We start from the raw sequence: 23,924 nt of genomic DNA on the forward strand, positions 1-23,924 counted from the left end.
GCAGAATTGCCCTCGCAGGGAAGGTCAGAGCAGGAAGATGGTGGCCAAGCCCAGGAAGATGAAAAATCCCCCACTGTCGGTCATGGCCGTAATCATCACACTGGCCCCCATGGCAGGGTCGCGTCCCAGACGCGCCAAGGTCATGGGGATCAGAACCCCCATCAAGGCAGCCAACAGCAAATTGAGGGTCATGGCGGCGGTCATCACCACGCCCAGCGACCAACTGCCATATAGCAAGTAAGCCACCACCCCTATCACTCCGCCCCATACCAGGCCATTGATAAGGCCCACCGCCAATTCCTTGCGCAACAGACGCGAAGAATTAGCGGTACTGACCTGATCCAAGGCCATGGCACGTACGATCATGGTAATAGTCTGGTTACCGGAATTGCCGCCGATGCCAGCCACTATTGGCATCAATGCTGCCAAGGCCACCAACTTTTCGATGGAGCCTTCAAACAGCCCGATCACGCGGGACGCGATAAACGCGGTAATCAAATTGACGGCCAGCCACGCCCAGCGGTTATGCAACGAACGCCAGACTGACGCAAAAATGTCTTCCTCTTCACGCAAACCTGCCATGTTGAGGACTTCGGTTTCACTCTCTTCACGAATCAAGTCGACGATTTCATCGATTGTCAGACGGCCGATCAGCTTGCCGTTCTTGTCGACCACCGGGGCCGAGATCAAGTCGTAACGCTCAAACGCCTGGGCCGCGTCGTAGGCATCTTCATCCGGATGAAAGCTCACGGTATCGCTGGCCATCAGGTCAGCAACTCTCTTCTCCGGATCATTCACCAGCAGGCGTTTGATGGGCAATACGCCCTTGAGGATGCCTTCGTAGTCGACCACAAACAGCTTGTCGGTATGGCCCGGCAGCTCCTTGAGACGACGCAGGTAACGCAGCACCACTTCCAGACTGACATCCTCGCGGATGGTAACCATCTCGAAGTCCATCAGCGCGCCGACCTGGTCTTCATCATAAGACAACGCCGAACGCACACGCTCACGCTGCTGAGTGTCCAACGCCTCCATCAGCTCATGAACAACATCACGCGGCAATTCAGGCGCCAAGTCGGCCAGTTCGTCCGCGTCCATCTCCTTGGCCGCGGCCAGGAGCTCATGATCGTCCATGTCGGCAATCAGGGTTTCGCGAACCGAATCGGATACTTCGAGGAGAATGTCGCCGTCGCGATCAGCCTTGACCAGCTGCCATAGCGTCAGCCGATCATCCAACGGCAAGGCTTCGAGGATGTAAGCGACGTCGGCGGAGTGCAGGTCATCCAGCTTACGTTGCAACTCGACAAGATTTTGCCGGTGCACCAGGTTTTCGACGCGGTCATGGTGCGGACCTTCCTGGCGGTGCGTGAGGTCTTCGACCACGCGCTGGCGCTGCAGCAGCTCGATAACTTGAGCCAGACGATCCTGCAGGCTTTCTTGTGTTTTCTTTACTTCTACTTCGGTCATAGGCGAACTCCACTCCCAGCAGCGGAGCGCGCCGGAAGGATCAATCAGTCAATTCATGATTGGTAAAGCGGGGTACTGAGTAACTACTGGGTAAGTCCATGGAGGCGGTCCATAAGCCCCGGCGGGGCTGACCGGCGCATGATACACCGACCAACCGCTTTTAACGTCAAAAAACTGGAAAGAACAAGCGCTTGCAAGCCAAAGTTGAGTATTGGCTGCATCCATGAACTGCGACGACACAGCCGGAAGGGAAAACACACGGAAAATCGAAAAAGGCCTACGCCAGGATAAAACCTACACAAACCCCAGACGGCAAAAAGCCCGCACTAGGCGGGCTTTTTGTTTGTATGGTGCACTCGACAGGATTCGAACCTGTGACCGCTCGGTTCGTAGCCGAGTACTCTATCCAGCTGAGCTACGAGTGCAGATTGTGCTTTTTAGACCAGATCACAACTGGTTGGAGCCAAGTCACCTGCATTACTGCAACCAACTCTTAAATGGTGCACTCGACAGGATTCGAACCTGTGACCGCTCGGTTCGTAGCCGAGTACTCTATCCAGCTGAGCTACGAGTGCATTTGTTGCCGCGCATTATAGGCCGTTCAATCTCTATGTAAAGCTATTTTTTCGAGTATTTTCAACAACTTACCGAAAAAACCAGATTGCAACGTACTAAGCAAATAATGGCGGAGAACGGGGGATTCGAACCCCCGACACCCTTTTGAGGTGTACTCCCTTAGCAGGGGAGCGCCTTCGGCCACTCGGCCAGCTCTCCGCAACACGGGGCGTATATTAACCACGTTCCTCCCCGTTTGCAAACATAAAAAACGATAAAAATTAAAGGCTTGGTTCTTCGTCCTTCTCTTTCTTGATCCGCAGGTAGATTTCCTCGCGATGGACCGCTACCTCTTTCGGAGCGTTAACCCCGATACGCACTTGATTGCCTTTGACGCCGAGCACGGTCACGGTGATTTCGCCATCACCGATAATCAGGCTTTCTGCGCAACGACGAGTCAGAATCAACATACCTTTCACCTCACGCAATTCATTTCAGGAACAACAGTCTGCAAAAAAAAGGCATTGGACCTACAACCAGACGGCCATAGCCCTACCGCCTAAGTATTGTCGAGCCCACGCAAAAGAACATGCGCTCAACAAAAAAATGAAAGGCGCGGTAAGCCGCGCCTTTCTGGCATCGCATCACTCGCCCTGTCGGGCCGGAGCGTCCAGCTCAAAAGCGGTATGCAGCGCACGCACAGCCAGCTCCAGGTACTTCTCCTCGATCACCACCGAGACTTTGATCTCCGATGTGGAGATCATCTGGATGTTGATGCTTTCCTTGGCCAGCGCCTCGAACATGCGGCTGGCAACACCGGCGTGGGAGCGCATGCCCACGCCCACGATCGATACCTTGGCAATCTTGGTATCACCGATCACTTCACGGGCGCCGATCTCCTTCGCCGTGTTCTGCAGGATACGCTCGGCCGCATCGTACTCGTTGCGGTGCACGGTGAAGGTGAAATCGGTGGTGTTATCGTGCGAAACGTTCTGCACGATCATGTCGACTTCGATATTCGCACCGCTGATAGGGCCGAGGATCTTGAAGGCCACACCTGGAGTGTCTGGCACGCCACGGATCGTCAGCTTGGCTTCGTCGCGGTTGAAAGCGATGCCGGAAATGATCGGCTGTTCCATGGATTCCTCTTCATCAATAGTAATGAGGGTGCCCGGACCCTCTTTGAAGCTGTGCAGTACGCGCAGCGGAACGTTGTACTTGCCGGCGAACTCCACCGCACGGATCTGCAACACCTTGGAACCGAGGCTGGCCATTTCCAGCATCTCTTCAAAGGTGATCTTGTCCAGGCGCTGGGCCACGGACACAACGCGCGGATCGGTGGTGTAGACACCATCCACATCGGTGTAGATCTGGCATTCGTCAGCCTTGAGAGCCGCTGCCAGCGCCACGCCCGTGGTATCCGAACCGCCACGCCCGAGGGTAGTGATATTGCCCTGCTCGTCCACCCCCTGGAAACCGGCTACAACCACCACGCGTCCAGCCTTCAGATCGGCACGAATCTTCTGATCGTCGATCTGCAGGATGCGCGCCTTGGTATGCGCGCTGTCGGTAAGAATGCGCACCTGGCTACCAGTGTAGGACACCGCCGGCACACCGCGCTTGTTCAACGCCATGGCCAGCAACGCGATAGTCACCTGCTCACCGGTGGACACAATGACATCCAGCTCACGCGGCAGCGGCTGTTGATCACCACTGATGGCCTTGGCCAGGTCGATCAGGCGATTGGTCTCGCCGCTCATGGCCGACAGCACCACCACCAGGTCGTCGCCAGCATCACGGAACTTCTTAACCTTGTCAGCGACCTGCTCGATTCTTTCGACAGAACCGACCGAGGTGCCTCCGAATTTCTGTACGATCAAAGCCATTTCTAAGCCGCCTCAGCCCGTAAAGGGGCGCCCAATAAACGAATCTTCCAGCAACCGAGCGAGCCCACGACTAAACCATGGGCTCATTAACAGCGCCTTAAATACCTGCCTCGACAAACGGCACGGCCAAGGCCAGGGCCGCGTCCAGGGCGCCGGCATCCACACCACCGCCTTGCGCCATGTCCGGACGACCACCGCCCTTGCCGCCCACTGCCGCAGCAGCCTGCTTCATCAAATCACCGGCTTTGAGTTGGCCAGTCAGGTCCTTGGTTACACCGGCAACCAGAACGACCTTATCCTCATGGACACTGCCGAGCAGGATCACTGCGCGGCCGAGCTTGTTCTTCAACTGATCGACCAGGGCCAGCAATGCCTTGCCGTCCTGACCGTCCAGGCGCGCCGCAAGGACTTTTACGTCCTTGACGTCAACCGCCGAGGCCGACAGATCGTCGCCTGCGGCACTGGCTGCCTTGGCCTGCAATTGCTCCAGCTGTTTCTCCAGCGCGCGGTTGCGCTCAAGCACGGCGGACAGCTTGTCGATCAGATTGTCGCGGCTGCCCTTGACCAGGCCGGCCGCTTCCTTGAGTTGTTCTTCGGCGGCATTGAGGTAGGCCAGCGCCGCAGCGCCGGTCACCGCTTCGATACGGCGTACACCCGAGGCCACACCGCCTTCGCTGATGATTTTCAACAGGCCGATGTCACCGGTGCGATTGGCGTGGATACCGCCACACAGTTCCACCGAGAAACTGCCGCCCATGCTCAGTACGCGCACTTGGTCGCCGTATTTCTCGCCGAACAGCGCCATGGCGCCTTTGTTCCTGGCGGTCTCGATATCCGTTTCCTCGGTTTCAACCGGGCTGTTCCTGCGAATTTCCGCGTTGACGATATCTTCCAGCGCCTTGATCTGCTCAGGCTTGATCGCTTCGAAATGGCTGAAATCGAAACGCAGGCGCTGGCTATCGACCAACGACCCCTTCTGCTGGACATGCTCACCGAGCACCTGGCGCAACGCAGCGTGCAGCAAGTGAGTGGCCGAATGATTCAGCGCGGTTGCATGCCGTACATCGGCATCGACCTGAGTATCGACCGGCGCACCCACGACCAGGTTGCCCAGTACCAACACACCATGGTGCAGGAACGCACCACCGGTCTTGGTGGTGTCGCGCACCTCGAAACGACCGGACGTCGAACCCAGGAAACCACAGTCACCGATCTGACCACCCGACTCAGCGTAGAACGGCGTCTGGTCCAGGACCACAACCGCTTCATCGCCCTCGTTCAGCACATCGACTGACTTGCCGTCTTTATAAATGGCAACGATTTTGGCGGAGCCAGCGGTTGCCTTGTAGCCGATGAACTCGGTGGGTACATCAACCTTGACCAAGGTGTTGTAGTCCAGGCCAAACGAGCTGGCCGAACGCGCGCGCACACGCTGGGCCTCCATCTCGCGCTCAAAACCTGCCTCATCGACGGTCAGCTCGCGTTCGCGGGCGATGTCGGCGGTCAGATCCATCGGGAACCCGTAGGTGTCGTAGAGCTTGAACACCACGTCGCCCGGCACCACGGTGCCTTTGAGTTCGGCCAGATCCTGCTCCAGAATCTTCAGGCCATGCTCCAGGGTCTTGGAGAACTGCTCTTCCTCAGCCTTGAGCACCCGCTCGATGTTGGCTTGTTGCTGCTTGAGTTCCGGGAAGGCGTCGCCCATCTCGGCGACCAACGCAGCCACAATCTTGTAGAAGAAGCTGCCGGTCGCACCCAGTTTGTTACCGTGACGGCAGGCGCGACGGATAATGCGGCGCAGTACATACCCACGGCCTTCGTTGGACGGCAGTACACCATCGGCAATCAGGAAACCGCAGGAACGGATGTGGTCCGAGACCACTTTGAGCGAAGACTGCCCTTCATTGGCGCAGCCGATGGCCGCAGCCGAGGCGCTCAACAGGTTGGTAAACAGATCGATTTCATAGTTGGAATGAACGTGCTGCATGACCGCACTGATCCGCTCCAGCCCCATGCCGGTGTCCACCGACGGTGCCGGCAACGGATGCAGCACACCATCGGCGGTGCGGTTGAACTGCATGAACACGTTGTTCCAGATTTCGATATAGCGGTCGCCGTCTTCATCCGGCGAACCCGGTGGGCCGCCCCAGATGTCGGCGCCGTGATCATAGAAAATCTCGGTGCAGGGGCCGCACGGGCCGGTATCGCCCATCGTCCAGAAGTTGTCGGAAGCGTAAGGCGCGCCCTTGTTGTCGCCGATACGGATCATGCGCTCGGCGGGCACGCCGATTTGCTGGGTCCAGATGTCATAGGCTTCGTCATCCGTCGCATAGACGGTCACCCAGAGCTTTTCCTTGGGCAGCTTCAGCACGCCGGTCAGGAAAGTCCAGGCGAAGGTGATCGCATCTTTCTTGAAATAATCGCCGAAGCTGAAGTTACCCAGCATTTCGAAGAAGGTGTGGTGGCGCGCGGTGTAACCGACGTTTTCCAGGTCGCTGTTCTTGCCGCCGGCGCGTACGCATTTCTGACTGCTGGTGGCGCGGGTATAGGCGCGCTTTTCCTGACCCAGGAAACAGTCCTTGAACTGGTTCATCCCCGCGTTAGTGAACAGCAGGGTGGGGTCATTGCCTGGGATCAAGGAGCTTGAAGCTACACGGGTGTGGCCTTGCTCTTCGAAGAAGCGAAGGAAGGCTTCACGGATTTCTGCGCTTTTCATTAGGTTCTTCCACGGAGGCTGCGGCCAAAGGCCAGTGCGCAACATCATCAGACGAAGCGACGGCAAAGGGCCGCATTATATCGGCCCTTTGCCGGTGGTACAGCGTGTTTATGTGATAGAAACAGTCAATTAGACGGCCTGCACTGTCATTTCTGCGAAAATGCGACGAATGTCTGCACAACTTGTTCGATCTGCGCCCGACTGACATCCAGATGCGTGACCATGCGCAGACGCGGCGCGGCGCTCAACTTGATCCCGCGCTCGGCGGCAAAGCCCTTCAGGGCCTGCGCCCGGTCGCCCATCTGCACATAGACCATGTTGGTCTGCACCGGCTCCACCGTATAACCGGCCTGGCGCAACGCATCCCCCAGCCACTGCGCATTGGCGTGGTCATCGGCCAATCGCTGTACCTGGTGATCCAGGGCATACAGGCCCGCCGCCGCCAGGGAACCGGCCTGTCGCATGCCGCCGCCGACCATCTTGCGCAGGCGCCGCGCCTTGGCGATCAGCGCTGTGGAACCGCACAGCACCGAGCCGATCGGTGCGCCGAGTCCCTTGGACAGGCACACCGACACCGAGTCGAAATGCCCGGCAATTTCACGCGCGTCCACGCCCAGCTTGACCGCTGCGTTGTAGAGCCGCGCGCCGTCCAGATGCAACGCCAGGCCGTGTTCACGGGTAAACGCCCGCGCCCTGGCCAGGTATGCCAATGGAAGCACTTTGCCTTGCATGGTGTTTTCCAGCGCCAGCAAGCGCGTGCGGGCGAAGTGGAAATCATCGGGTTTGATCGCCGCCAGCACTTGGTCGAGGTCCAGGGAACCGTCTGGCTGCACCTCCAGCGGCTGCGGCTGGATCGAACCCAGCACGGCCGCCCCGCCCCCTTCGTATTTGTAGGTATGGGCCTGTTGCCCGACGATGTATTCCTCACCGCGCTCACAGTGGGCCATCAACGCCAGCAGGTTGCTCATGGTGCCGGTGGGCACGAACAGCGCAGCGTCGAACCCCAGGCGCCTGGCCAGCTCAGCCTCCAGTTGGTTGACGCTGGGGTCTTCGCCGTAGACGTCATCACCGCTGACGGCGCTGGCCATCGCATCGAGCATACCGGGGGTGGGTTGGGTCACGGTGTCGCTGCGCAGGTCGATCACGGTCATGAAGGGGGCCTCTAACGGAATGGATAAGTCCTTTTGTGAGTGATTACTGCGGGCAAAGCCACGCAATATCAAGCCCCCACTGCATTCAATCGAATACCAACCAAACAAACCGATATAGCTTATCGATACGGCAACCGTGCAGTTTTTGAAAAACCATGTTAAAAACTCTGCGCCGCCAGGGTTCTGGTGGCAACGTTCTCAGGGCGGGGTGCAATTCCCCACCGGCGGTAATTGCGCGCAATGTGCATAGCCCGCGAGCGCTTGGCGCCTCGAACTGCTCAGGCAGGACGGCGACAAGGTCAGCAGACCCGGTGTGATCCCGGGGCCGACGGTCATAGTCCGGATGAAGAGAGAACGGGATTGGCACCTAAGGGCCCGCGCGCCTGTTCGCGCACGCGTCCCCTTAAATCCCATTCGATTCATAACGCCCTGTTTTTTTCTTAAACAGGAGTCAGAACATGCAACCCACCGCAATCGACAGCAAAAGCAAAAACCATCACGGCGAGCGTGTCGCGTTTATCCAGGCCTGCTGGCACAAGGATATTGTCGACCAGTCGCGCAAAGGCTTCCTCGCCGAAATGATCGCCCAGGGTTATCAGGAATCGGACATCGATTTCTTCGAAGTCGGCGGCGCCTTCGAGATGCCCCTGCACGCCAAGCTGCTGGCCAAGACTGGCCGTTACGCCGGTATCGTCGCCGCCGCGCTGGTGGTGGATGGCGGGATCTACCGTCATGAATTCGTCGCGCAATCGGTGGTCAGCGGCCTGATGCAGGTGCAGTTGGAAACTGAAGTGCCGGTGTTCTCGGTGTCCCTGACCCCACACCACTTCCACGGGGGCAGCGAACACACCACGTTCTTCTACGAGCACTTCGTGCACAAAGGCCAGGAAGCTGCGCGTACGTGCGCCGATACGCTGCATAAGGTGCGGGCGATCCGTCGTAGCGAGCCTCGTGCTGTAGCGGTCTAAGCAACACCAGAGAACCAATGTGGGAGGGGGCTTGCCCCCGATGGCGGTGTATCAGTCAGTTCATCTGTAGCTGAAGCACCGCTATCGGGGGCAAGCCCCCTCCCACATTTGGGCCCAGGCAAGGCTTGAGAGCTAGGCCAGGTCGGCATCCGTGGTCGGCACGATCAATATCCCCGCGCGCAAACCATTCTTCACCTTCGGGTTAGGGAAGATAATGCGCGCACCCTCCTCCTCGATCACCCAGCGGGTTTGGGCCACATCTTCGGCCAGCAGATACCCCTTATCCAACTCCGAAAAGTTTTCCACGTCAGCCGGCAAATGCAGCAGGAAAGCATCGCTGTGCTTGATGATTTCGCGTGCAACGGCGAACAGCTTCAAGCCGTCGAGGCTGTCGGACTCAGGCTCGGTGCCTTCGATGATGTGCTTGAGGCGCTGCTCCAGGCGGGAAACATCCACGCCCTGGTTCTGCCCAAACGGCCGCGCCTTGCCCAGTTCCAGGGTGAAAGCCTCGGCGTCCAACTGTTCATACGTAAACGCCGTGAACGTGATAGAGGCCTTGTTCTGCAGCAGCACCGCCTCCATTCCGGCAGCGCGCAGGCGTGCCAGCTCACGGCGCGAATGCTGGCGCCCTTCTTTCCACGGATACAGCGCAAACTGCTCGATCTTCGAACCACGGATCGCGGTGTGCAGGTCGTAATGCAGGCGCGAACGGCCCGGCTGGCTGAAAAAACTGCGGGCCAACTGTTCAAGTTCGGCGGCGCGCATGGCTTCGGGACCAATGTTGCTTTCATGCCGGCCGTTGAACAGCCGGTTGATGTCCAGTTCAAGGTAACGCTCACCGCGGCGCATGGCCTCGGGATTGCCGAACAGGAACAGAATACGGGTGCGGGGCTTGATCTCCCCACGGGCGATGCCATGCAACAAGCGGTCGAGCAGTTCGATCGGCGCGGTTTCGTTGCCGTGGATGCCGGAGGACAACAGCAGGTCGCTGCCATTGTCTGCAGCCTGCGGCGGACGCACTTCAAGCGCGCCCTCGCTGAGCCAGCGCATCTGCACGCCGTCGACAGTCAGTTGAATTTTTTGCGCCGGTTCGCGACCGGCGAGGGTCAGTTCAAGCAGTTTGCCAAGGGCGAGCATAAGCAGCTTCCTTAGTGGTTGCAGCCTGGGCCGTGGACGTGATCATCGTCATCACCTTCGACGTCGGCCGGTTCCATTTCCAGTTGCAGGCTCATCAGGTTGGTGGCCAGTGGGCGCATCAGCAGATTGGCGTACTCGGCGTCGCCCTCCTCCACATCTACGCCGATCAGCAGTTGGCCACGGCCATCGTGCTGGATCCAGATCTCCTTGCCCTGCCAGACCACGGCAACGCGGGTGCAGGACGTTTCCAGCTGGGTGCCGTCGGTGTCTTCAAGGATCAGCTTCAGGGTGTCGGTCATAAATAAAATATCTCAGCGGTAAGGCGTTAATTGATCTGGAAAGGATAAACCGAGCCCAGTTTAAGGATTTGCGTCAGTTCATCCAGTGCCGTCCGGCACTCAAGCAACAGTTGCGGGTCAGCCAGGTCGGTTTCGCGCAGGCTGTCGCGGTAGTGTCTGTTGACCCATTGGGTCAGGGTGTCGTAGAGGGGCGCGGTCATGATAACGCCTGGATTCACCGCCGCCAGTTCGGTTTCGTTCAACGCCACACGCAAACGCAGGCACGCCGGGCCGCCGCCGTTCTGCATGCTTTGCTTGAGGTCGAACACCTTCACTTCGCGGATCAAGCCGCCGCTGGCCGTGAGGTGTTGCAGGTACTCCCAGACGCGCGGATTGGCGCGGCATTCTTCCGGCACGATCAGCAGCATCGAGCCATCGGGACGTGTCAGCAGTTGGCTGTTGAACAAGTAGGACCGTACCGCATCCTCAACACTGACCTGGGAGCGCGGCACGCACACGGACTGGAAGTTACCGCCCAGTTTGCCCAGCTTGCCCTGCAGTTCGGCGAGCATCTGTTCGGTGTTGAGGAACGCGTCCTCGTGGTAGAACAGCACCTCGCCGTTGCCGACCGCGATCACGTCGTTGTGGAATACACCGGCATCGATCACCGCCGGGTTCTGCTGGGCGTAGACCACGCCGTCATCCTTCAGGCCGTGCAGACGTGCAACCGCCTGGGACGCCTCGAGGGTCTGGCGCGCCGGATATTTTTGCGGGGCCGGGTAGCGAGCATCGAACGCACTGCGGCCAAACACAAAGAACTCGACGCCGGCCTCACCGTATTCACGGCAAAAGCGCGTGTGATTGGCCGCGCCCTCATCGCCAAACTGTGCCACCGCCGGCAATGCCGCGTGGTGGGCGAAGTGCTTCTGGTCAGCGAACATCGCCCCCAGCACGCGGCTGGTGGTCGGGTGTTCGATGCTGCGGTGGTATTTGCAGTTGAGGTTGGCCGCGGTGAAATGCACGCGGCCATCCGCCGTGTCGGCGCTGGGGCTGACGGTGGCGGCGTTGGCCACCCACATGCTCGACGCCGAGCAGCTCGCCACCAACAACGGCATGGCGTGCCTGGCCGCCTGCTCGATGACCTGAGCGTCGGTGCCGCTGAAACCGAGGTTGCGCAGAGCGGCCACATCCGGGCGCTCCTGGGGCGCGAGCACGCCTTGCACAAAGCCCATGTCCATCAGCGCTTTCATTTTTTGCAGCCCCTGCAACGCCGCTTCCCTGGGGTTGGAATGCTGCTGGCTGTTGCTCTGGGACGCGACGTTGCCGAAGGACAAGCCGCCGTAGTTATGGGTCGGCCCCACTAGACCGTCAAAATTGACTTCATAGGATTTCATCGGCGAGGCTCCACGAACATCTGTTCTTATAGGCAATCTTCAACACACCACAGATTCAGTGTGGGAGGGGGCTTGCCCCCGATAGCAGTCTGTCAGTTGATAAATCAGGTGACTGATACACCGCCATCGGGGGCAAGCCCCCTCCCACATTCAAATAAGCGTAATGCCAGGTGTTAGCGTGGCTGGAACCACCAAATTCGGGGTCTCCAGCGACGCCACCGGATACGCACAATAATCGGCCGCGTAATACGCACTGGCGCGATGGTTGCCCGAGGCCCCTACTCCACCAAACGGCGCAGTACTGGCGGCGCCGGTCAGTTGTTTGTTCCAGTTGACGATGCCGGCGCGGCTTTCCAGCCAGAACTGCTGGTAACGCGCCTCGGAATCCGACAGCAGGCCGGCGGCCAGGCCGTACTGAGTGTCGTTGGCCTCGGCAATCGCCGCGGCAAAATCCGCGTAGCGAATCACCTGCAACAGCGGGCCGAACAGTTCTTCGTCTTCGCGCTCGGTCACTGCGGTCACGTCGATGATGCCCGGGGTCAGCAAGGCGGCCTGGTCCCGGGGTTGGGTCATTTCCAGCAGCGCCACAGCGCCATTGGCCAACATCAGTTCCTGGGCGCCCATCAAGGCTTTGGCGGCAGCCAGGGAAATCACCGAGCCCATGAACGGCGCGGGTTGCTGGTCGAACGCGCCCACTTCAATGGCGGCGCTGACCGCCACCAGACGCGCCAGCAACGCATCGCCCCAGGCGCCTTCGGGCACCAGCAGGCGACGGGCGCAGGTGCAGCGCTGGCCGGCGGAGATAAACGCCGACTGGATGATGGTGTACACCGCCGCATCCACGTCGGCCACTTCGTCCACCACCAGCGGGTTGTTGCCACCCATTTCCAGGGCCAGGATCTTGTCCGGACGCCCGGAGAACTGTTGGTGCAGGTGGTTGCCGGTGCGGCTGGAACCGGTGAAGAACAGACCGTCGATGCCTGGGTTGGCGGCCAGGGCGATACCGGTTTCCCGCGCACCTTGCAGCAGATTCAATACGCCCGCCGGTAAACCCGCTTCGATCCAGCACTGCACGGTCAGCTCGGCGACTTTCGGCGTCAGCTCGCTCGGCTTGAACAGCACGGTGTTACCCGCCAGCAGCGCCGGGACGATGTGCCCGTTCGGCAAGTGACCGGGAAAATTGTAGGGGCCGAACACCGCCACCACACCGTGAGGCTTGTGGCGCAGCACAGCGGTGGCGTCGCCCAGAGGGCCGCTCTTCTCGCCGGTACGCTCGCGATAACTGTGCACCGAGATGGCGATCTTGTTGGCCATGCTGGTGACTTCAGTCGCCGATTCCCACAGCGGCTTGCCGGTTTCCTCACCGATGCAGCGAGCAATTTCATCAGCGCGGCTTTTCAGCGTGGCGGCGAAGGTTTCGAGCACCCCGATGCGCTCTTCCAACGACTGCCGAGCCCAGCCTGGAAACGCCTGACGCGCAGCCTGCACGGCGGACTCGACCTGCTCGGCCGTCGCGCCATTGCCGCTCCACAGCACCTGCTGGGTCACCGGGTTACGCGATTCAAACAGTTCACCCTGGCCGGCCAGCCAGCTACCTGCGATGTACAACGAATTCATTATTTCGACTCCCGAGCAGCAGACAACGCAACAGCGCGCACTTGATCACCGACCACCAACTGCAGGCGCCTGGCGGTCTGAGGATCGACCACCAGGGTACCTGCGGCCAGACGGGCCGGCGCGGCGGTGATGCGGCAGTCTTCGCGTTTGCGGTTATGGATCAGGAACGGCGTGGCGTCGTCCCCCGGCGTGCCGATGGCCAGCACCAGCGACTGGCTGTCGCGCACCGCACGAATCTTGCTGGTTTCACACTCCACCGCCGGGCCCGCGTCGAAAATATCCACGTAGCCCTGGTAGCTGAAGCCTTCGCTCTTGAGCATGCTCAGCGCCGGCTCGGTGTCCGGATGCACCTTGCCGATCACGTTGCGCGCGTCTTCGGAGAGAAAGCAGCTGTACAGCGGAAACTTCGGCATCAGCTCGGCGATAAAGGCCTTGTTGCCGACGCCGGTGAGGTAGTCGGCCTGGCTGAACTCCATCTTGAAGAAGTGGCGGCCCAGGCTCTCCCAGAACGGCGAGCGCCCTGCCTCGTTGGACACGCCGCGCATCTCGGCAATGATCTTGTTGCCAAACAATTGCGGGAATTCGGCGATAAACAGCAGGCGCGCCTTGGCCAGCATGCGGCCGTTGAGGCCGTTGCGGTAATCGGCGTGCAGGAACAACGAGCACAGCTCGGAATTGCCCGTGAGGTCGTTGGCCAGGAACAACGTCGGAATTTCGCGGTAGATATTCAGTTCCTGGGAGGCGCTGACAGTCAACCCCACCCGGAAGTTGTACCAGGGCTCGCGCAGGCCGACGGCGCCGGCGATAGCGGAGATGCCCACCACGCGGCCTTCATCGTTTTCCAGCACGAACAGGTAGTCCGCATCGCCGCGCCCGGCTTCGCCGCGAAAGGTTTTCTCGGCCCAGCCCACGCGATGGGTCAGGCGCTCTTCGTTGGCCGGCAAGGTGGTGAGGCCGGTGCCGGTGCTGCGCGCCAGGTCAATCAGGGCCGGTAAATCGCTGCTGCGTACGGGACGAACGATCATGCTATCTCCTCGAACGGGCCGCTGTTGTCAGCCACCCGCGAAACTCTCTTTTTAAACCGCAACCAGGCGCACACTGGCGCCTTCGCCAACACCCAGCGCTTCGGCTGCCGCCAGGTCCAGGGTCACCGGTTTGCCGGGCGCATAGTCCAGCTCCAGCATCACCGCACGGTAATCCTGCAACTGCGCGTTGCTCACCAGGTACTGGCGGCCGACACCCTTGACCATCTCGCCGATTTTCACCGGCACCACGCGGCTCTGGGCAATCGAGCGAATCCCCGACACCCGTGCGTGCAGCGTCGGGCCACCGTCGAAGATGTCGATGTAATGGTCGGTTTCGAAGCCTTCGCGCATCAGGATGTCGAAGGTGATCTGCGCCCGCGGATGCACCTGGCCCATGGCTTCCTGGGCTTCGTCCGGCAGCAGCGGCACGTAGATCGGGTAGTGCGGCATCAGCTCGGCGAGGAAGGTGCGGCTTTTCAGCCCGCACAGGCGCTCGGCGGCGGCGTAATTGAGGTCGAAGAAGTTGCGACCGATGGCGTCCCAGAACGGCGAGTCGCCGTTTTCGTCGCTGTAGCCGACAATCTCGGTCACCACCGAATCGGCAAAGCGCTCGGGGTGGCTGGCGACGAACAGCAGGCGGCCACGGGAGTTAAGTTCCGACCAGGGCGAACCGACCAGTTCGGGCACCACGTAGAAACTGGTGAGCAGGCTGTTGCCGGTCAGGTCGTGGCACTGGGAAAGCACGTGGATCTTGTTGTGGATCTTCAGCTCGCGGGAGGCGTGCACGAAGGTTTCGTTACGAAAACTGTAGAACGGCTCGGAGTAGCCGGCTGAAGCAACGATGGCCGAGCAGCCGGCGAGCTTGCCCGTCTCGGTGTCCTCAAGTACGAAGAAATAGCTTTCTTCACCGTTGAAACTTACCTCTGCCGCGAAGGACGCTTCGCTGGCGGCGATCTTGTCGCTCAGGCGTTCAACGTCATCCGGCAAGGAAGTGACACCAATCGGGCTGTCCGCAGCCAGACGCTGTACCTCGCCCAGGTCAGCCATTTGCGCGGGGCGCATCACCAGCATGGTGTCACTCCTTAACTCGAAAAACTCATAGAAAAAATACCGGACACGGGATCTGCGTTTAGATCCAATGTGGGAGGGGGCTTGCCCCCGATGGCAGTTTGTCAGTTGATAAATCAGGTGACTGATCCACCGCCATCGGGGGCAAGCCCCCTCCCACATTTGATCCGGTCCGGCCGATAAATGTGTATCAGCCTTGCGTCAGCGTTTTTACAGCGCGTTCAAAACGATCCAGCCCTTCCTTGATATCCGCCTCTTCGACCACCAGGCTTGGCGCAAAACGCACCACGTCCGGGCCAGCTTGCAGGACCATCAGGTTTTCTTTCTCGGCGGCGTTGAACACGTCCTTGGCCTTGCCTTTGAACGCATCGCTGAGCACACAACCGATCAGCAGGCCCATGCCGCGCACCTCGGTGAAGATGCCGTACTGCTTGCCGATCTGCTCCAGGCGCGCCTTGAACAGCTCATGCCTGGCATTCACGCCGGCCAGCACCTCGGGGGTGTTGATCACGTCGATCACCGCTTCAGCCACCGCACAGCCCAGCGGGTTGCCACCGTAGGTGGTGCCATGGGTGCCGACCACCAAGTGCTTGGCCAGGTCTTCACGGGTAAGCATCGCGGCAATCGGGAAACCGCCACCCAGGCTCTTGGCGCTGGTAAGGATATCCGGCGTCACGCCGTAATGCTGGTAGGCGAACAGGTGGCCGGTGCGGCCCATGCCGGTTTGCACTTCGTCAAATACCAACAGCGCGTCGTGGGCGTCGCACAGTTCGCGGGCGCCTTGCAGGTAAGCCAGTTCGGCCGGCAACACACCGCCCTCGCCCTGGATCGGCTCCAGCACCACCGCGCACGTCTTGTCCGACACAGCGGCCTTCAGTGCAGCCAGGTCGTTGTAAGGCACGTGGGTGATGCCGGTGATTTTCGGCCCGAAACCATCGGAGTACTTGGACTGGCCGCCGACGTTGACGGTGAACAGGGTACGGCCATGGAAGCTGTTCAGCGCGGCGATGATCTCGTATTTCTCGCTGCCGAAACGGTCAAAGGCCACACGACGGGCCAGCTTGAACGCAGCCTCATTGGCCTCGGCGCCGGAGTTGCAGAAGAACACGCGATCGGCAAAGGTGGCATCGATCAGCTTATGAGCCAGGCGCAGCGCCGGCTCGTTAGTAAAGACGTTGGACACATGCCACAACTTGTTGGCCTGTTCGGTCAGTGCACCGACCAGCGCCGGGTGGGCGTGGCCCAATACGTTGACCGCGATGCCGCCGGCAAAGTCGATCAGCTCACGACCGGCCTGGTCCCACACGCGCGAACCTGCGCCACGTACAGGGATAAAGGCAGCAGGTGCGTAGTTGGGCACCATCACTTGGTCGAAATCGGCACGTTGCACCGGGGCTTGCTCAACGGACATCGGAGTCTCCTGAAGAGGAACGCCTGCCTGGAACTGGCGGGCGATGCAGGGATTGTAAGGACAGTTTTCAGTAGGGCCTTGCCGCCAAGCGACAACTTCTTATAGCGCCAACCCGCGTTTTTAGCGGGTTTACGCCAATGCGACAAATAGCGTCGCAATGGCGCAGTTTAAACGCTGCGCCAGGTTTGCGTCAGGGTTATCCAGTGAAAGGGTTGCGCCCCCTAACTATCTAAAGTCCCCCCTCTGTAACCGGCTGGTTTACTGCGGGCTTCATGACTTGCACGGACCCGCTCCATGACGAACCTCGATTATTCCGATACCCGCCTGCCCGACAGCCACTATCAATTGTTGACCGACACCCTGCCCTCCTGGCTCGGCAATGCCTGCGCCGACAAACGCCAGGCACTTGCCGCCACCCAGCCACAAGAGCTGCCGGGCAGTGCCGAACAACGCGCCGCGCTCGCGCGACTGACCGGTGCCCACTGGGAGGCACAGAACAGCGTAGATCGGGCATTGCAGCACCTGCAGGACGCCAAGGCGTTCGCCAAGCCGATCCTCGAACAGGCATTGAAAGCCGATTACGGCCTGGGCCTGAACGTCGAGACAACCTATTTACGCCTGTATATCCCTGATCGTACTCCCTGGTTCCCGATACGCTCCGGTGCAGCGCGCACCTGGACGGTTTCGCTGCTCGACGCCGCCCTGCATAACTTTGAACACAAGGAAACCCTGGCCGACGCCTACGAGCCTGCCTCGACCTTTATCACGCAGCCTTCGGCCAGCGGGCAATTCGACACGTTGCCGCAGATCAAACGCGTGCTATCGATCCAGGCATTCGCCAGCCTGTGCCGTGACCTGGACATGGGTGCCCGCTACGCCCGCTACCTCAACGATGAGCTGGGCATGTCCAACCCGGTTGCCGCTGCGGTATTGCGCCTGAAGGTCGACGCCAGCCAGAAAGCAGCCCTGCATGCAGCCGTGCAACTGGCACGTATCAAGGACGATATCAGCGACGACTATGCTGACTTGATCGAAGGGCTGATAGCTGGCACGCCCAACCTCAGGCTCAACGGCCAACCGTTGCGCTGCCAGGAGCTGCGCATGATGGACATTGCGCTGACCGGCATTCAACTGTTCTCTCCCGACCTTGAGAGACCCCGCTCGCCGCAACGCCTGGTGGCATACGTTCCAGATGATCCGCAGCATCCGCTCAAGGAATACGCCTCGCCCCTGGCATTCAAACAGGAACTGACCCGGCAACTGCGCGACCGCGACTACCAAACCTTCTTCAGCCGCTTTGTACCCCACGCCCAACGCGGGGTGTTTTTTTCCGGCTTGAGCCAGCGCCTGGCACGCATCACCTGGCACCCACCGGTCGGGGGCAGCGGCCAATCGCCCTGGCGCAGCACTCCCATCGAAGACCCCAAGCTACAGTTTGATGCGCAGCCCGTCTGGGGCGACCCCTGGTTGCATCTGTACCGTCGCAAACTCGACAAGATTCTCAACGACGCCCGCACACTGGCCGTCTCTACCGCCAGCGTCGATCGTGAGGCGCGCTGGCGGCTTTGGGACTCTTTCGTCGATGTGGCTTCCTCGATCCTCAACGCCGCACTGATGGTGGTCGCCCCCTTTGTGCCGGGCCTGGGCGAATTGATGCTGGGCTATATGGCTTATCAACTGCTCAATGACGTGTTTGAAGGCGTGATCGACTGGGCTGAAGGCTTGGGCAAGGAAGCCTTCGGTCATCTGATGAGCGTGCTGGAATCCCTGGTGCAGATGGGTGCTTTCGCTGCGGGCACTCAAATTGGCCCGGCCGAGCTGCGCAAAGTGCTGCCCGAAAACGTCCTCGCGTACATTGACAGCTTCAAACCGGTGAGCCTGGCCAACGGCGCCAAACGCTACTGGAAACCGGACCTAGCGCCCTATGAGTACCCATCATCGTTGCCAACGCGCTTGGGTATCAACGAGCTGGGCCTGCACGAGGTACGCAAGGAAACCATCCTGCCACTGGAAAACAAGCTGTACACCGTGGAAGAAAGTCCGGACGGTGAGTTTTACTACATCAAACACCCCAGCCGCCCTGACGCCTATCGCCCGATTGTGCGACACAACGGCGCCGGCGCGTGGCACACCGAACTCGAACAGCCCTTGCAGTGGGACAAGCACACGTTGCTGCGCAGACTGGGGCACAGCGTGCAGGATTTAAGCGAAGCTGACCGGGAACTGGCCTTGCACATCAGCGGCGTGGATGAGGGTGTCGTGCGCAAAATGCACGTCAACAGCGAGCCTCTATCACCGCTACTGGACGATACCTTGAGTCGTCTGCGCATCGACCGCAGCATCCAGCGGCTGATCGATCAGCTACGCAGCGACGACCCGGCGGTGTACCACCTGATTGACCCACAAGACACCTTGCAAGTGTTGACCACCCACGGCTCGTGGCCGCCCACCAAAGCCTTGCGCATCGTCAACGACAAGGGGCAAACAGCCTGGGAGTTCGGTGATGAGCGCATGCCAGTGATTCAGGTATTTGAGGCCCAGCTGGAGAACGGCGACTTGCTGAAAACCGTCCTGCGTGGGATGAGCGCCGAAGAAATCCGTGCGCAGTTCGGTGAGCGCGCCAGCGATCCCGAACTCAGCCTGGATCGCCGCGCCCACCTGCTACGCCATAAGCTGGCGGACATTGCCGATAGCCAGCGCAGCGCGTTGTTCGACTCGCGTTATGGGACGTTGCAAGCCACCACCGAACCGCTTACCCAGCAATTGCTCACCATCACGCCTGAACTGCCTATAAGCGTTGCGAAAACACTTGTGAGCGAGGCCAGCGGTGCAGAACTTGAAGCACTGCACGAACGAAACACGCCCCCGCGCCTGGCCGAACTGGCACGCACCGCGTTGAATGAAGTACGGCTCAACCGCGCCTATGAAGGTCAGCACCTGAATGCGCCGCCCTCCCTGGACACTGATCGCCTGGCACTGAACTCCCTGCGCACACTGCCAGGCTGGTCTGGCGAGGTACAGCTAGAGGCTCGTCACCACTCGCTGACCGGGCCGACTTGGCTGCGGATCGGTCCAGATGACGCCCCGATCCAACGCACGTTGGTGCGTACTGAAGCCGGCCGCTACCAGCCCCACAATGAACAGGGAGCCCTTTGGAGCGAGACCGACCTCTACTCAGCCGTGCTAAGTGCCCTACCCGATAAGCAGCGCGACCAGCTTGGCCTTGGCATCCACGACGGCGCACAACTCAAGCAGCGCCTGCGGCAAGCGCCACTGCCCCGCAGTGAACTGCGCACACTGCTCACCCCTGAAAGCAAGCCGGAAAGCGTCACTGAAACCCTGCGCCTGTTGGGCAGCGACAACGGCTATCGTGCCCGGGCGCCCGCGCCGCTAGGCCCTACGAACTTGCTTGATCGCGCGCACCACCTGTACCCCAGACTTGGCGAACAACAATTGATGACCCTGGTGAACCACTTGCACTCACAGCCTGGCGGTGCACGCGCCGGCCTGGCGGCACTGAGCATCGAATACAGCCAACTGGAACGTGACCTCAATGCCTGGCAACGCAACATTCCGCTTCAGGACCCCGGTAACGGCCCCCTACTCAGCTCACGCCAGCGTCAGTACGAGCAACGCAATCGCGAACACATCGCCCGCGAACTCAAACGCTGCTGGCGCAGGGAGTCGTCCGTCGATGATTACTTTGAAGACCCGACGCGCGACGGCTATCGACTGAACTTGCACTACCATATTCGTGGAGAACTTCCGCGACTGTCCGCCAACTTCGATCACGTATCAATGCTGACTCTGTCAGGCAGCAATCACACACAAGGAGCAGCGGCGTTCCTGGGCCACTTTCCCCGACTGCGTCACTTGAGCGTTGACGGCATTCCCTTAGGCAACCTGCCAGCAGCCGTACCTCAAATGCGCGGCTTGAACGTACTGAGCCTGAGCGACTGCGCAGTTGCCCTGACGCCGCACAGCCAGGCCCAGCTCGCCTCGATGACCCAATTGCAAACCCTGGACCTGCATAGAAACCCTTTGGGTCGGGTGCCCAGCGTGGACGCGATGAACGAGCTGAACACCCTGGACCTGTCCGAAACCGGCATCGATCGCCTCCCTCCTGGCTTGCTCACTCGCAACGACCTTAGCGCGGCCTTTCTCAGCGGTAACCAGATCAGAGAATTACCGCAGCCACTGTTCGACCTGCCGTCGCATATCAGCGTTGCCTTCGACCTGTCTGACAACCCTCTGTCATCGGCCACCCTTGAGCGTGTTAAAGCCTATTACCAGCAGCACGGCACCTACTGGGAGGTCGATGCTCCGGCAGTGGATACGCGCGACGCAAAAATGCTGTATCCCTCACTGGACACCAACCAGATCAACCAGTTTATCTACAGCCTCCCAGGCGACCTGGAAGCGGGTAAGCGCGAACTGGCAAGGCTGGCCGGTGAATTGGATACGCTGCAGTCCGAGCTCAAGCACTGGGCACAACAACCGCAGCTGCCGCCACTGGAAGCCACCCGGCGGAGTGAGCTCAGCGCATTGCTTGAGCAGAGCTGGCGCAGGGACCCCCGCCACCAAGACACTCAATTCGTCCATACGCTGGAAATCCCCGCAACGCTCGCGGGCGAGCTACCCACGCTGAACGCGCGCTTTAAGCATGTTGGCTCACTGACCATCAAAGGCAACGGTAGCCCGATGGGGTCAACCGCCTTTATCGAAAGCTTCCCGGCCCTGAGTATCCTGGACATCAAAAACGTGACGCTCGGCGACATCCCTGCTCAGGTGTTCAGCCAGCAGGCACTATCCATCCTGGCGCTGCCACGCTGCTCAATAGAACTGAGCCCCACCAGCGTAACGGGTTTGCAAGGCATGACCCGCCTCGAATACCTGAACCTGGCGCACAACGCGCTGGTACGCACTCCGGATTTCAGTCACCTGCCCAATCTGAGCAAGATCTCGCTCAAAGACACCGGATTGATGCAGGTACCCCCTAGCCTGCTGGGCGACACGCCACGCCAGTCAGTCAACTTGAGCCAGAACGCCATCGAGGAACTGCCCGAGACACTTTTTTCCATGCCGGCCTCAACCACCAGTAGCCTGGACCTTTCCGCAAACCCCTTGACACCCCAAACCCTGGAGTCGATCAAACGCTACTGCCAGCGCACCGGGGAAAGCTTCGCCGCCCAGGCATCCGAATCACAACGCATACGCACGCAGCGGCTATACCCCTCGTTTCTGGATAATGAGGCAGACCGTTTCATCTTCCGCCTGCCCGGCGACATGGCGGCAATCGAACCTACGTTGGCGCGCCTGGAAGCTGAGTACGAGCGACTGAGCAACGACCTGCAGGTGTGGGTGCAGGCTGTACCGGATCGGCACCCCATCCTGGATGTGCCTATTGACGAACAAACCCGCGCCCAGGATCAACTGAGGCGGCGCAACTTCAAGGCACTGCTGGAGCAGGCGTGGCGGCGAGAAGCCCCCGAAGATGAAGAAAGCCTGGACGATGAGCTGACCCACCAGGTCCTACTCGACACACCGATACTCGGCGATTTACCGGAGTTGAACGCCAACTTCGACCACGTGACCTCGTTCCAACTGGACGGCAACGGCACCACGACTGGTGTCGACGATACGTTGCGCAGCTTCATCCATCTGCAAACCCTCAAACTGAGCAAGTGCTCCCTCGGCACCCTGCCGAAAGCGATCCAGCGGATGCCCAAGCTCTCCACACTGGAGATAACGGAGTGCGCAATCCGACTGACACCCGAAACCCGGGGCGTGCTGACGGGGGCGACCGAACTTGAGTTTATCAATTTGAGCAACAACCCCCTGGGTCACGCCCCTGACGTCAGCTCGCTGAACCAACTGGCTGCGCTGTATCTGAGCAACGCGGCACTGAGCGAAGTTCCAGAGGGCGTATTTGGCCTGGATCAACTGCAAACGCTGGACCTGAGCGATAACGCAATCCGAGAGATACCCCAGGACTTGCTGGAGACGTCAGCAACCTTCAATGGCGACAGCGACTTGAGCGGCAACCCACTGTCGGCGCAAAGCATGGAGCGCTTGCGTCAGTACTACCAACGCACAGGTGTGGACTTCCAGGTCACAGCCGCCACCTTGGACTCCCAAGGCAGGGCGCTGGTGGTGGGCCTGCCTGTACCAGACGAGGACTGACTGTTTAATCAGCCGCGCTCTGAGGGCACCGACGACAACTCGAAGGGGCTGCTGCTGCGCCGCTGGTTGCGGTCTTCCCGCGGCGTGGCGCCGAAGAAATTGCGGTAAGCGCTGGAGAAATGCGGCCCCGAGGAGAAGCCGCACGACAGGCCGATCTGGATGATCGACTTGCTGGTTTGCATCAACATCTGGCGCGCCTTGTTCAGGCGCAGTTCCAGGTAATACTGGCTGGGGACGCGATTGAGGTATTGCTTGAAGATCCGTTCCAGTTGTCGTCGCGACACGCACACGTGCTGGGCGATCTCATCGGTGGTCAGCGGCTCTTCGATATTCGCCTCCATCAACAGCACCGCCTGGGTCAGCTTCGGGTGGCTGGAACCCAGGCGGTTTTGCAACGGGATGCGCTGGCGCTCACCGCCCTCGCGGATGCGCTCGACCACCAGTTCTTCCGACACCGCACCGGCCAGCTCGGCGCCGTGGTCACGGGCCAGCACCGCCAGCAGCAGGTCGAGCACCGACATGCCACCACAGGCGGTCAAGCGATCACGGTCCCAGTCGAATAGATGGCTGGTGGCGATGACCTTGGGGAAGCGCTCGGCAAAATCGTCCTGCCAGCGCCAATGCACGGCGGCGCGGTAGCCGTCGAGCAAACCCAGCTGGGCCAGCGGGTAGACACCGGCCGACAAACCACCGATCACACACCCGGCCCGAACCAGCTGCTTGAGTGCGGTGCTGAGCTGGGACGCAATGATGGTGGGGGGTTCGTCCGCCAGCAGGAACAGCTTCTGGAAACCTTCGAGCTTACCGGCCCATGGCTCGCCGGGCAGTTGCCAGGCACCCGGGGTAGCCGGCTCGGCGAGCAAAAAAGACAGCTCGTAAACCACCTCCGGATGCACCCGCTGGGCGACGCGCAAGGCCTCCTCAGCCAGCGCAAGCGTGAGTGCTTTTGTGCTGGGCCAAATCAGGAAACCAATTTTGTGGGCGGTCATGGAGTGCTATCCGAAGCGAAAACAGTGAAAGAAGCCGTGGGCCAATGCTAGCCCGTAAACCAACACAAATCTCAAAAAC

General features: G+C 60.2%; 15 protein-coding genes, 3 tRNA genes and 1 riboswitch. Of the genes, 2 read left to right on the forward strand and 16 right to left on the reverse strand.

Annotated features, from left to right (window positions below; translation table 11 throughout):
- Positions 1-24: 24 nt before the first annotated feature.
- From mgtE to ltaE, 8 genes are all read right to left on the reverse strand, one after another.
- Positions 25-1,467, reverse strand: a complete 1,443-nt coding sequence (gene mgtE / locus BOP93_RS20405) for a magnesium transporter (protein WP_065892684.1) — start codon at positions 1,465-1,467, stop codon at positions 25-27.
- Positions 1,468-1,815: 348 nt separating this feature from the next.
- Positions 1,816-1,892: transfer RNA gene (locus tag BOP93_RS20410), tRNA-Arg, on the reverse strand.
- Positions 1,893-1,965: 73 nt separating this feature from the next.
- Positions 1,966-2,042: transfer RNA gene (locus BOP93_RS20415), tRNA-Arg, on the reverse strand.
- 108 nt (positions 2,043-2,150) lie between these two features.
- Positions 2,151-2,241 (reverse strand) — tRNA-Ser (locus BOP93_RS20420).
- Positions 2,242-2,303: 62 nt separating this feature from the next.
- The gene (csrA, locus tag BOP93_RS20425; protein WP_003175645.1) at positions 2,304-2,492 is read right to left on the reverse strand and encodes a carbon storage regulator CsrA; all 189 of its coding nucleotides are present in this window, start codon (positions 2,490-2,492) and stop codon (positions 2,304-2,306) included.
- A 174-nt stretch (positions 2,493-2,666) separates the two neighbouring features.
- Positions 2,667-3,908 carry an aspartate kinase gene (locus tag BOP93_RS20430; protein ID WP_057723714.1) on the reverse strand — a complete coding sequence of 414 codons (1,242 nt, stop codon included), beginning with the start codon at positions 3,906-3,908 and terminating at the stop codon, positions 2,667-2,669.
- 97 nt (positions 3,909-4,005) lie between these two features.
- Positions 4,006-6,624, reverse strand: coding sequence for an alanine--tRNA ligase (gene alaS / locus BOP93_RS20435; protein WP_104504441.1), 2,619 nt, complete (start codon positions 6,622-6,624; stop codon positions 4,006-4,008).
- Between the two features lie 146 nt (positions 6,625-6,770).
- Positions 6,771-7,775 (reverse strand): low-specificity L-threonine aldolase, encoded by a 1,005-nt coding sequence (ltaE, locus tag BOP93_RS20440; RefSeq protein ID WP_104504442.1) that lies wholly within the window; start codon positions 7,773-7,775, stop codon positions 6,771-6,773.
- Positions 7,776-7,965: 190 nt separating this feature from the next.
- Positions 7,966-8,135: riboswitch (FMN riboswitch) on the forward strand.
- 98 nt (positions 8,136-8,233) lie between these two features.
- On the opposite strand from ltaE, the gene BOP93_RS20445 reads away from it, so the two are divergent.
- Positions 8,234-8,743: a 6,7-dimethyl-8-ribityllumazine synthase gene (locus BOP93_RS20445; RefSeq protein ID WP_057723717.1), complete on the forward strand. Its 510-nt coding sequence runs from the start codon at positions 8,234-8,236 to the stop codon at positions 8,741-8,743.
- Between the two features lie 132 nt (positions 8,744-8,875).
- Here BOP93_RS20445 and astE read toward each other — a convergent pair whose 3' ends face one another.
- From astE to BOP93_RS20480, 7 genes are all read right to left on the reverse strand, one after another.
- Positions 8,876-9,880 carry a succinylglutamate desuccinylase gene (gene astE, locus BOP93_RS20450; RefSeq protein ID WP_104504443.1) on the reverse strand — a complete coding sequence of 335 codons (1,005 nt, stop codon included), beginning with the start codon at positions 9,878-9,880 and terminating at the stop codon, positions 8,876-8,878.
- A gap of 11 nt (positions 9,881-9,891) precedes the next feature.
- Positions 9,892-10,179 (reverse strand): hypothetical protein, encoded by a 288-nt coding sequence (locus BOP93_RS20455; RefSeq protein ID WP_003175651.1) that lies wholly within the window; start codon positions 10,177-10,179, stop codon positions 9,892-9,894.
- Between the two features lie 26 nt (positions 10,180-10,205).
- Entirely contained in the window at positions 10,206-11,552 is a 1,347-nt protein-coding gene (astB, locus tag BOP93_RS20460) for an N-succinylarginine dihydrolase (RefSeq protein WP_104504444.1), read from the reverse strand.
- Between the two features lie 150 nt (positions 11,553-11,702).
- Entirely contained in the window at positions 11,703-13,172 is a 1,470-nt protein-coding gene (astD, locus tag BOP93_RS20465; RefSeq protein ID WP_162303235.1) for a succinylglutamate-semialdehyde dehydrogenase, read from the reverse strand.
- On the reverse strand, positions 13,169-14,194 hold the full coding sequence (astA, locus tag BOP93_RS20470; protein ID WP_104504446.1) for an arginine N-succinyltransferase: 1,026 nt from the start codon (positions 14,192-14,194) through the stop codon (positions 13,169-13,171). The genes astD and astA overlap by 4 nt, the downstream gene beginning before the upstream one ends.
- A gap of 51 nt (positions 14,195-14,245) precedes the next feature.
- Positions 14,246-15,265: an arginine/ornithine succinyltransferase subunit alpha gene (aruF, locus tag BOP93_RS20475; protein ID WP_003175655.1), complete on the reverse strand. Its 1,020-nt coding sequence runs from the start codon at positions 15,263-15,265 to the stop codon at positions 14,246-14,248.
- 187 nt (positions 15,266-15,452) lie between these two features.
- Complete coding sequence (locus tag BOP93_RS20480; RefSeq protein WP_104504447.1) at positions 15,453-16,673, reverse strand: aspartate aminotransferase family protein; 1,221 nt, start codon at positions 16,671-16,673, stop codon at positions 15,453-15,455.
- 294 nt (positions 16,674-16,967) lie between these two features.
- Here BOP93_RS20480 and BOP93_RS20485 point away from each other — a divergent pair, with 294 nt between their 5' ends.
- Complete coding sequence (locus BOP93_RS20485; protein ID WP_104504448.1) at positions 16,968-22,856, forward strand: leucine-rich repeat domain-containing protein; 5,889 nt, start codon at positions 16,968-16,970, stop codon at positions 22,854-22,856.
- Positions 22,857-22,864: 8 nt separating this feature from the next.
- Here the strand turns inward: BOP93_RS20485 and argR are convergent, their stop codons facing one another.
- Positions 22,865-23,845, reverse strand: a complete 981-nt coding sequence (argR, locus tag BOP93_RS20490; RefSeq protein WP_104504449.1) for a transcriptional regulator ArgR — start codon at positions 23,843-23,845, stop codon at positions 22,865-22,867.
- Positions 23,846-23,924: the final 79 nt, after the last annotated feature.

The organism is Pseudomonas orientalis, from assembly GCF_002934065.1.
Lineage (GTDB): Bacteria > Pseudomonadota > Gammaproteobacteria > Pseudomonadales > Pseudomonadaceae > Aquipseudomonas > Aquipseudomonas orientalis_A.

Bases quoted from the DNA above. Each gene is read 5' to 3' on its own strand.
- mgtE (WP_065892684.1), bottom strand. From the start codon at position 1,467: ATGACCGAAGTAGAAGTAAAGAAAACACAAGAAAGCCTGCAGGATCGT.
- csrA (WP_003175645.1), bottom strand. From the start codon at position 2,492: ATGTTGATTCTGACTCGTCGTTGCGCAGAAAGCCTGATTATCGGTGAT.
- BOP93_RS20430 (WP_057723714.1), bottom strand. From the start codon at position 3,908: ATGGCTTTGATCGTACAGAAATTCGGAGGCACCTCGGTCGGTTCTGTC.
- alaS (WP_104504441.1), bottom strand. From the start codon at position 6,624: ATGAAAAGCGCAGAAATCCGTGAAGCCTTCCTTCGCTTCTTCGAAGAG.
- ltaE (WP_104504442.1), bottom strand. From the start codon at position 7,775: ATGACCGTGATCGACCTGCGCAGCGACACCGTGACCCAACCCACCCCC.
- BOP93_RS20445 (WP_057723717.1), top strand. From the start codon at position 8,234: ATGCAACCCACCGCAATCGACAGCAAAAGCAAAAACCATCACGGCGAG.
- astE (WP_104504443.1), bottom strand. From the start codon at position 9,880: ATGCTCGCCCTTGGCAAACTGCTTGAACTGACCCTCGCCGGTCGCGAA.
- BOP93_RS20455 (WP_003175651.1), bottom strand. From the start codon at position 10,179: ATGACCGACACCCTGAAGCTGATCCTTGAAGACACCGACGGCACCCAG.
- astB (WP_104504444.1), bottom strand. From the start codon at position 11,552: ATGAAATCCTATGAAGTCAATTTTGACGGTCTAGTGGGGCCGACCCAT.
- astA (WP_104504446.1), bottom strand. From the start codon at position 14,194: ATGATCGTTCGTCCCGTACGCAGCAGCGATTTACCGGCCCTGATTGAC.
- aruF (WP_003175655.1), bottom strand. From the start codon at position 15,265: ATGCTGGTGATGCGCCCCGCGCAAATGGCTGACCTGGGCGAGGTACAG.
- BOP93_RS20480 (WP_104504447.1), bottom strand. From the start codon at position 16,673: ATGTCCGTTGAGCAAGCCCCGGTGCAACGTGCCGATTTCGACCAAGTG.
- BOP93_RS20485 (WP_104504448.1), top strand. From the start codon at position 16,968: ATGACGAACCTCGATTATTCCGATACCCGCCTGCCCGACAGCCACTAT.
- argR (WP_104504449.1), bottom strand. From the start codon at position 23,845: ATGACCGCCCACAAAATTGGTTTCCTGATTTGGCCCAGCACAAAAGCA.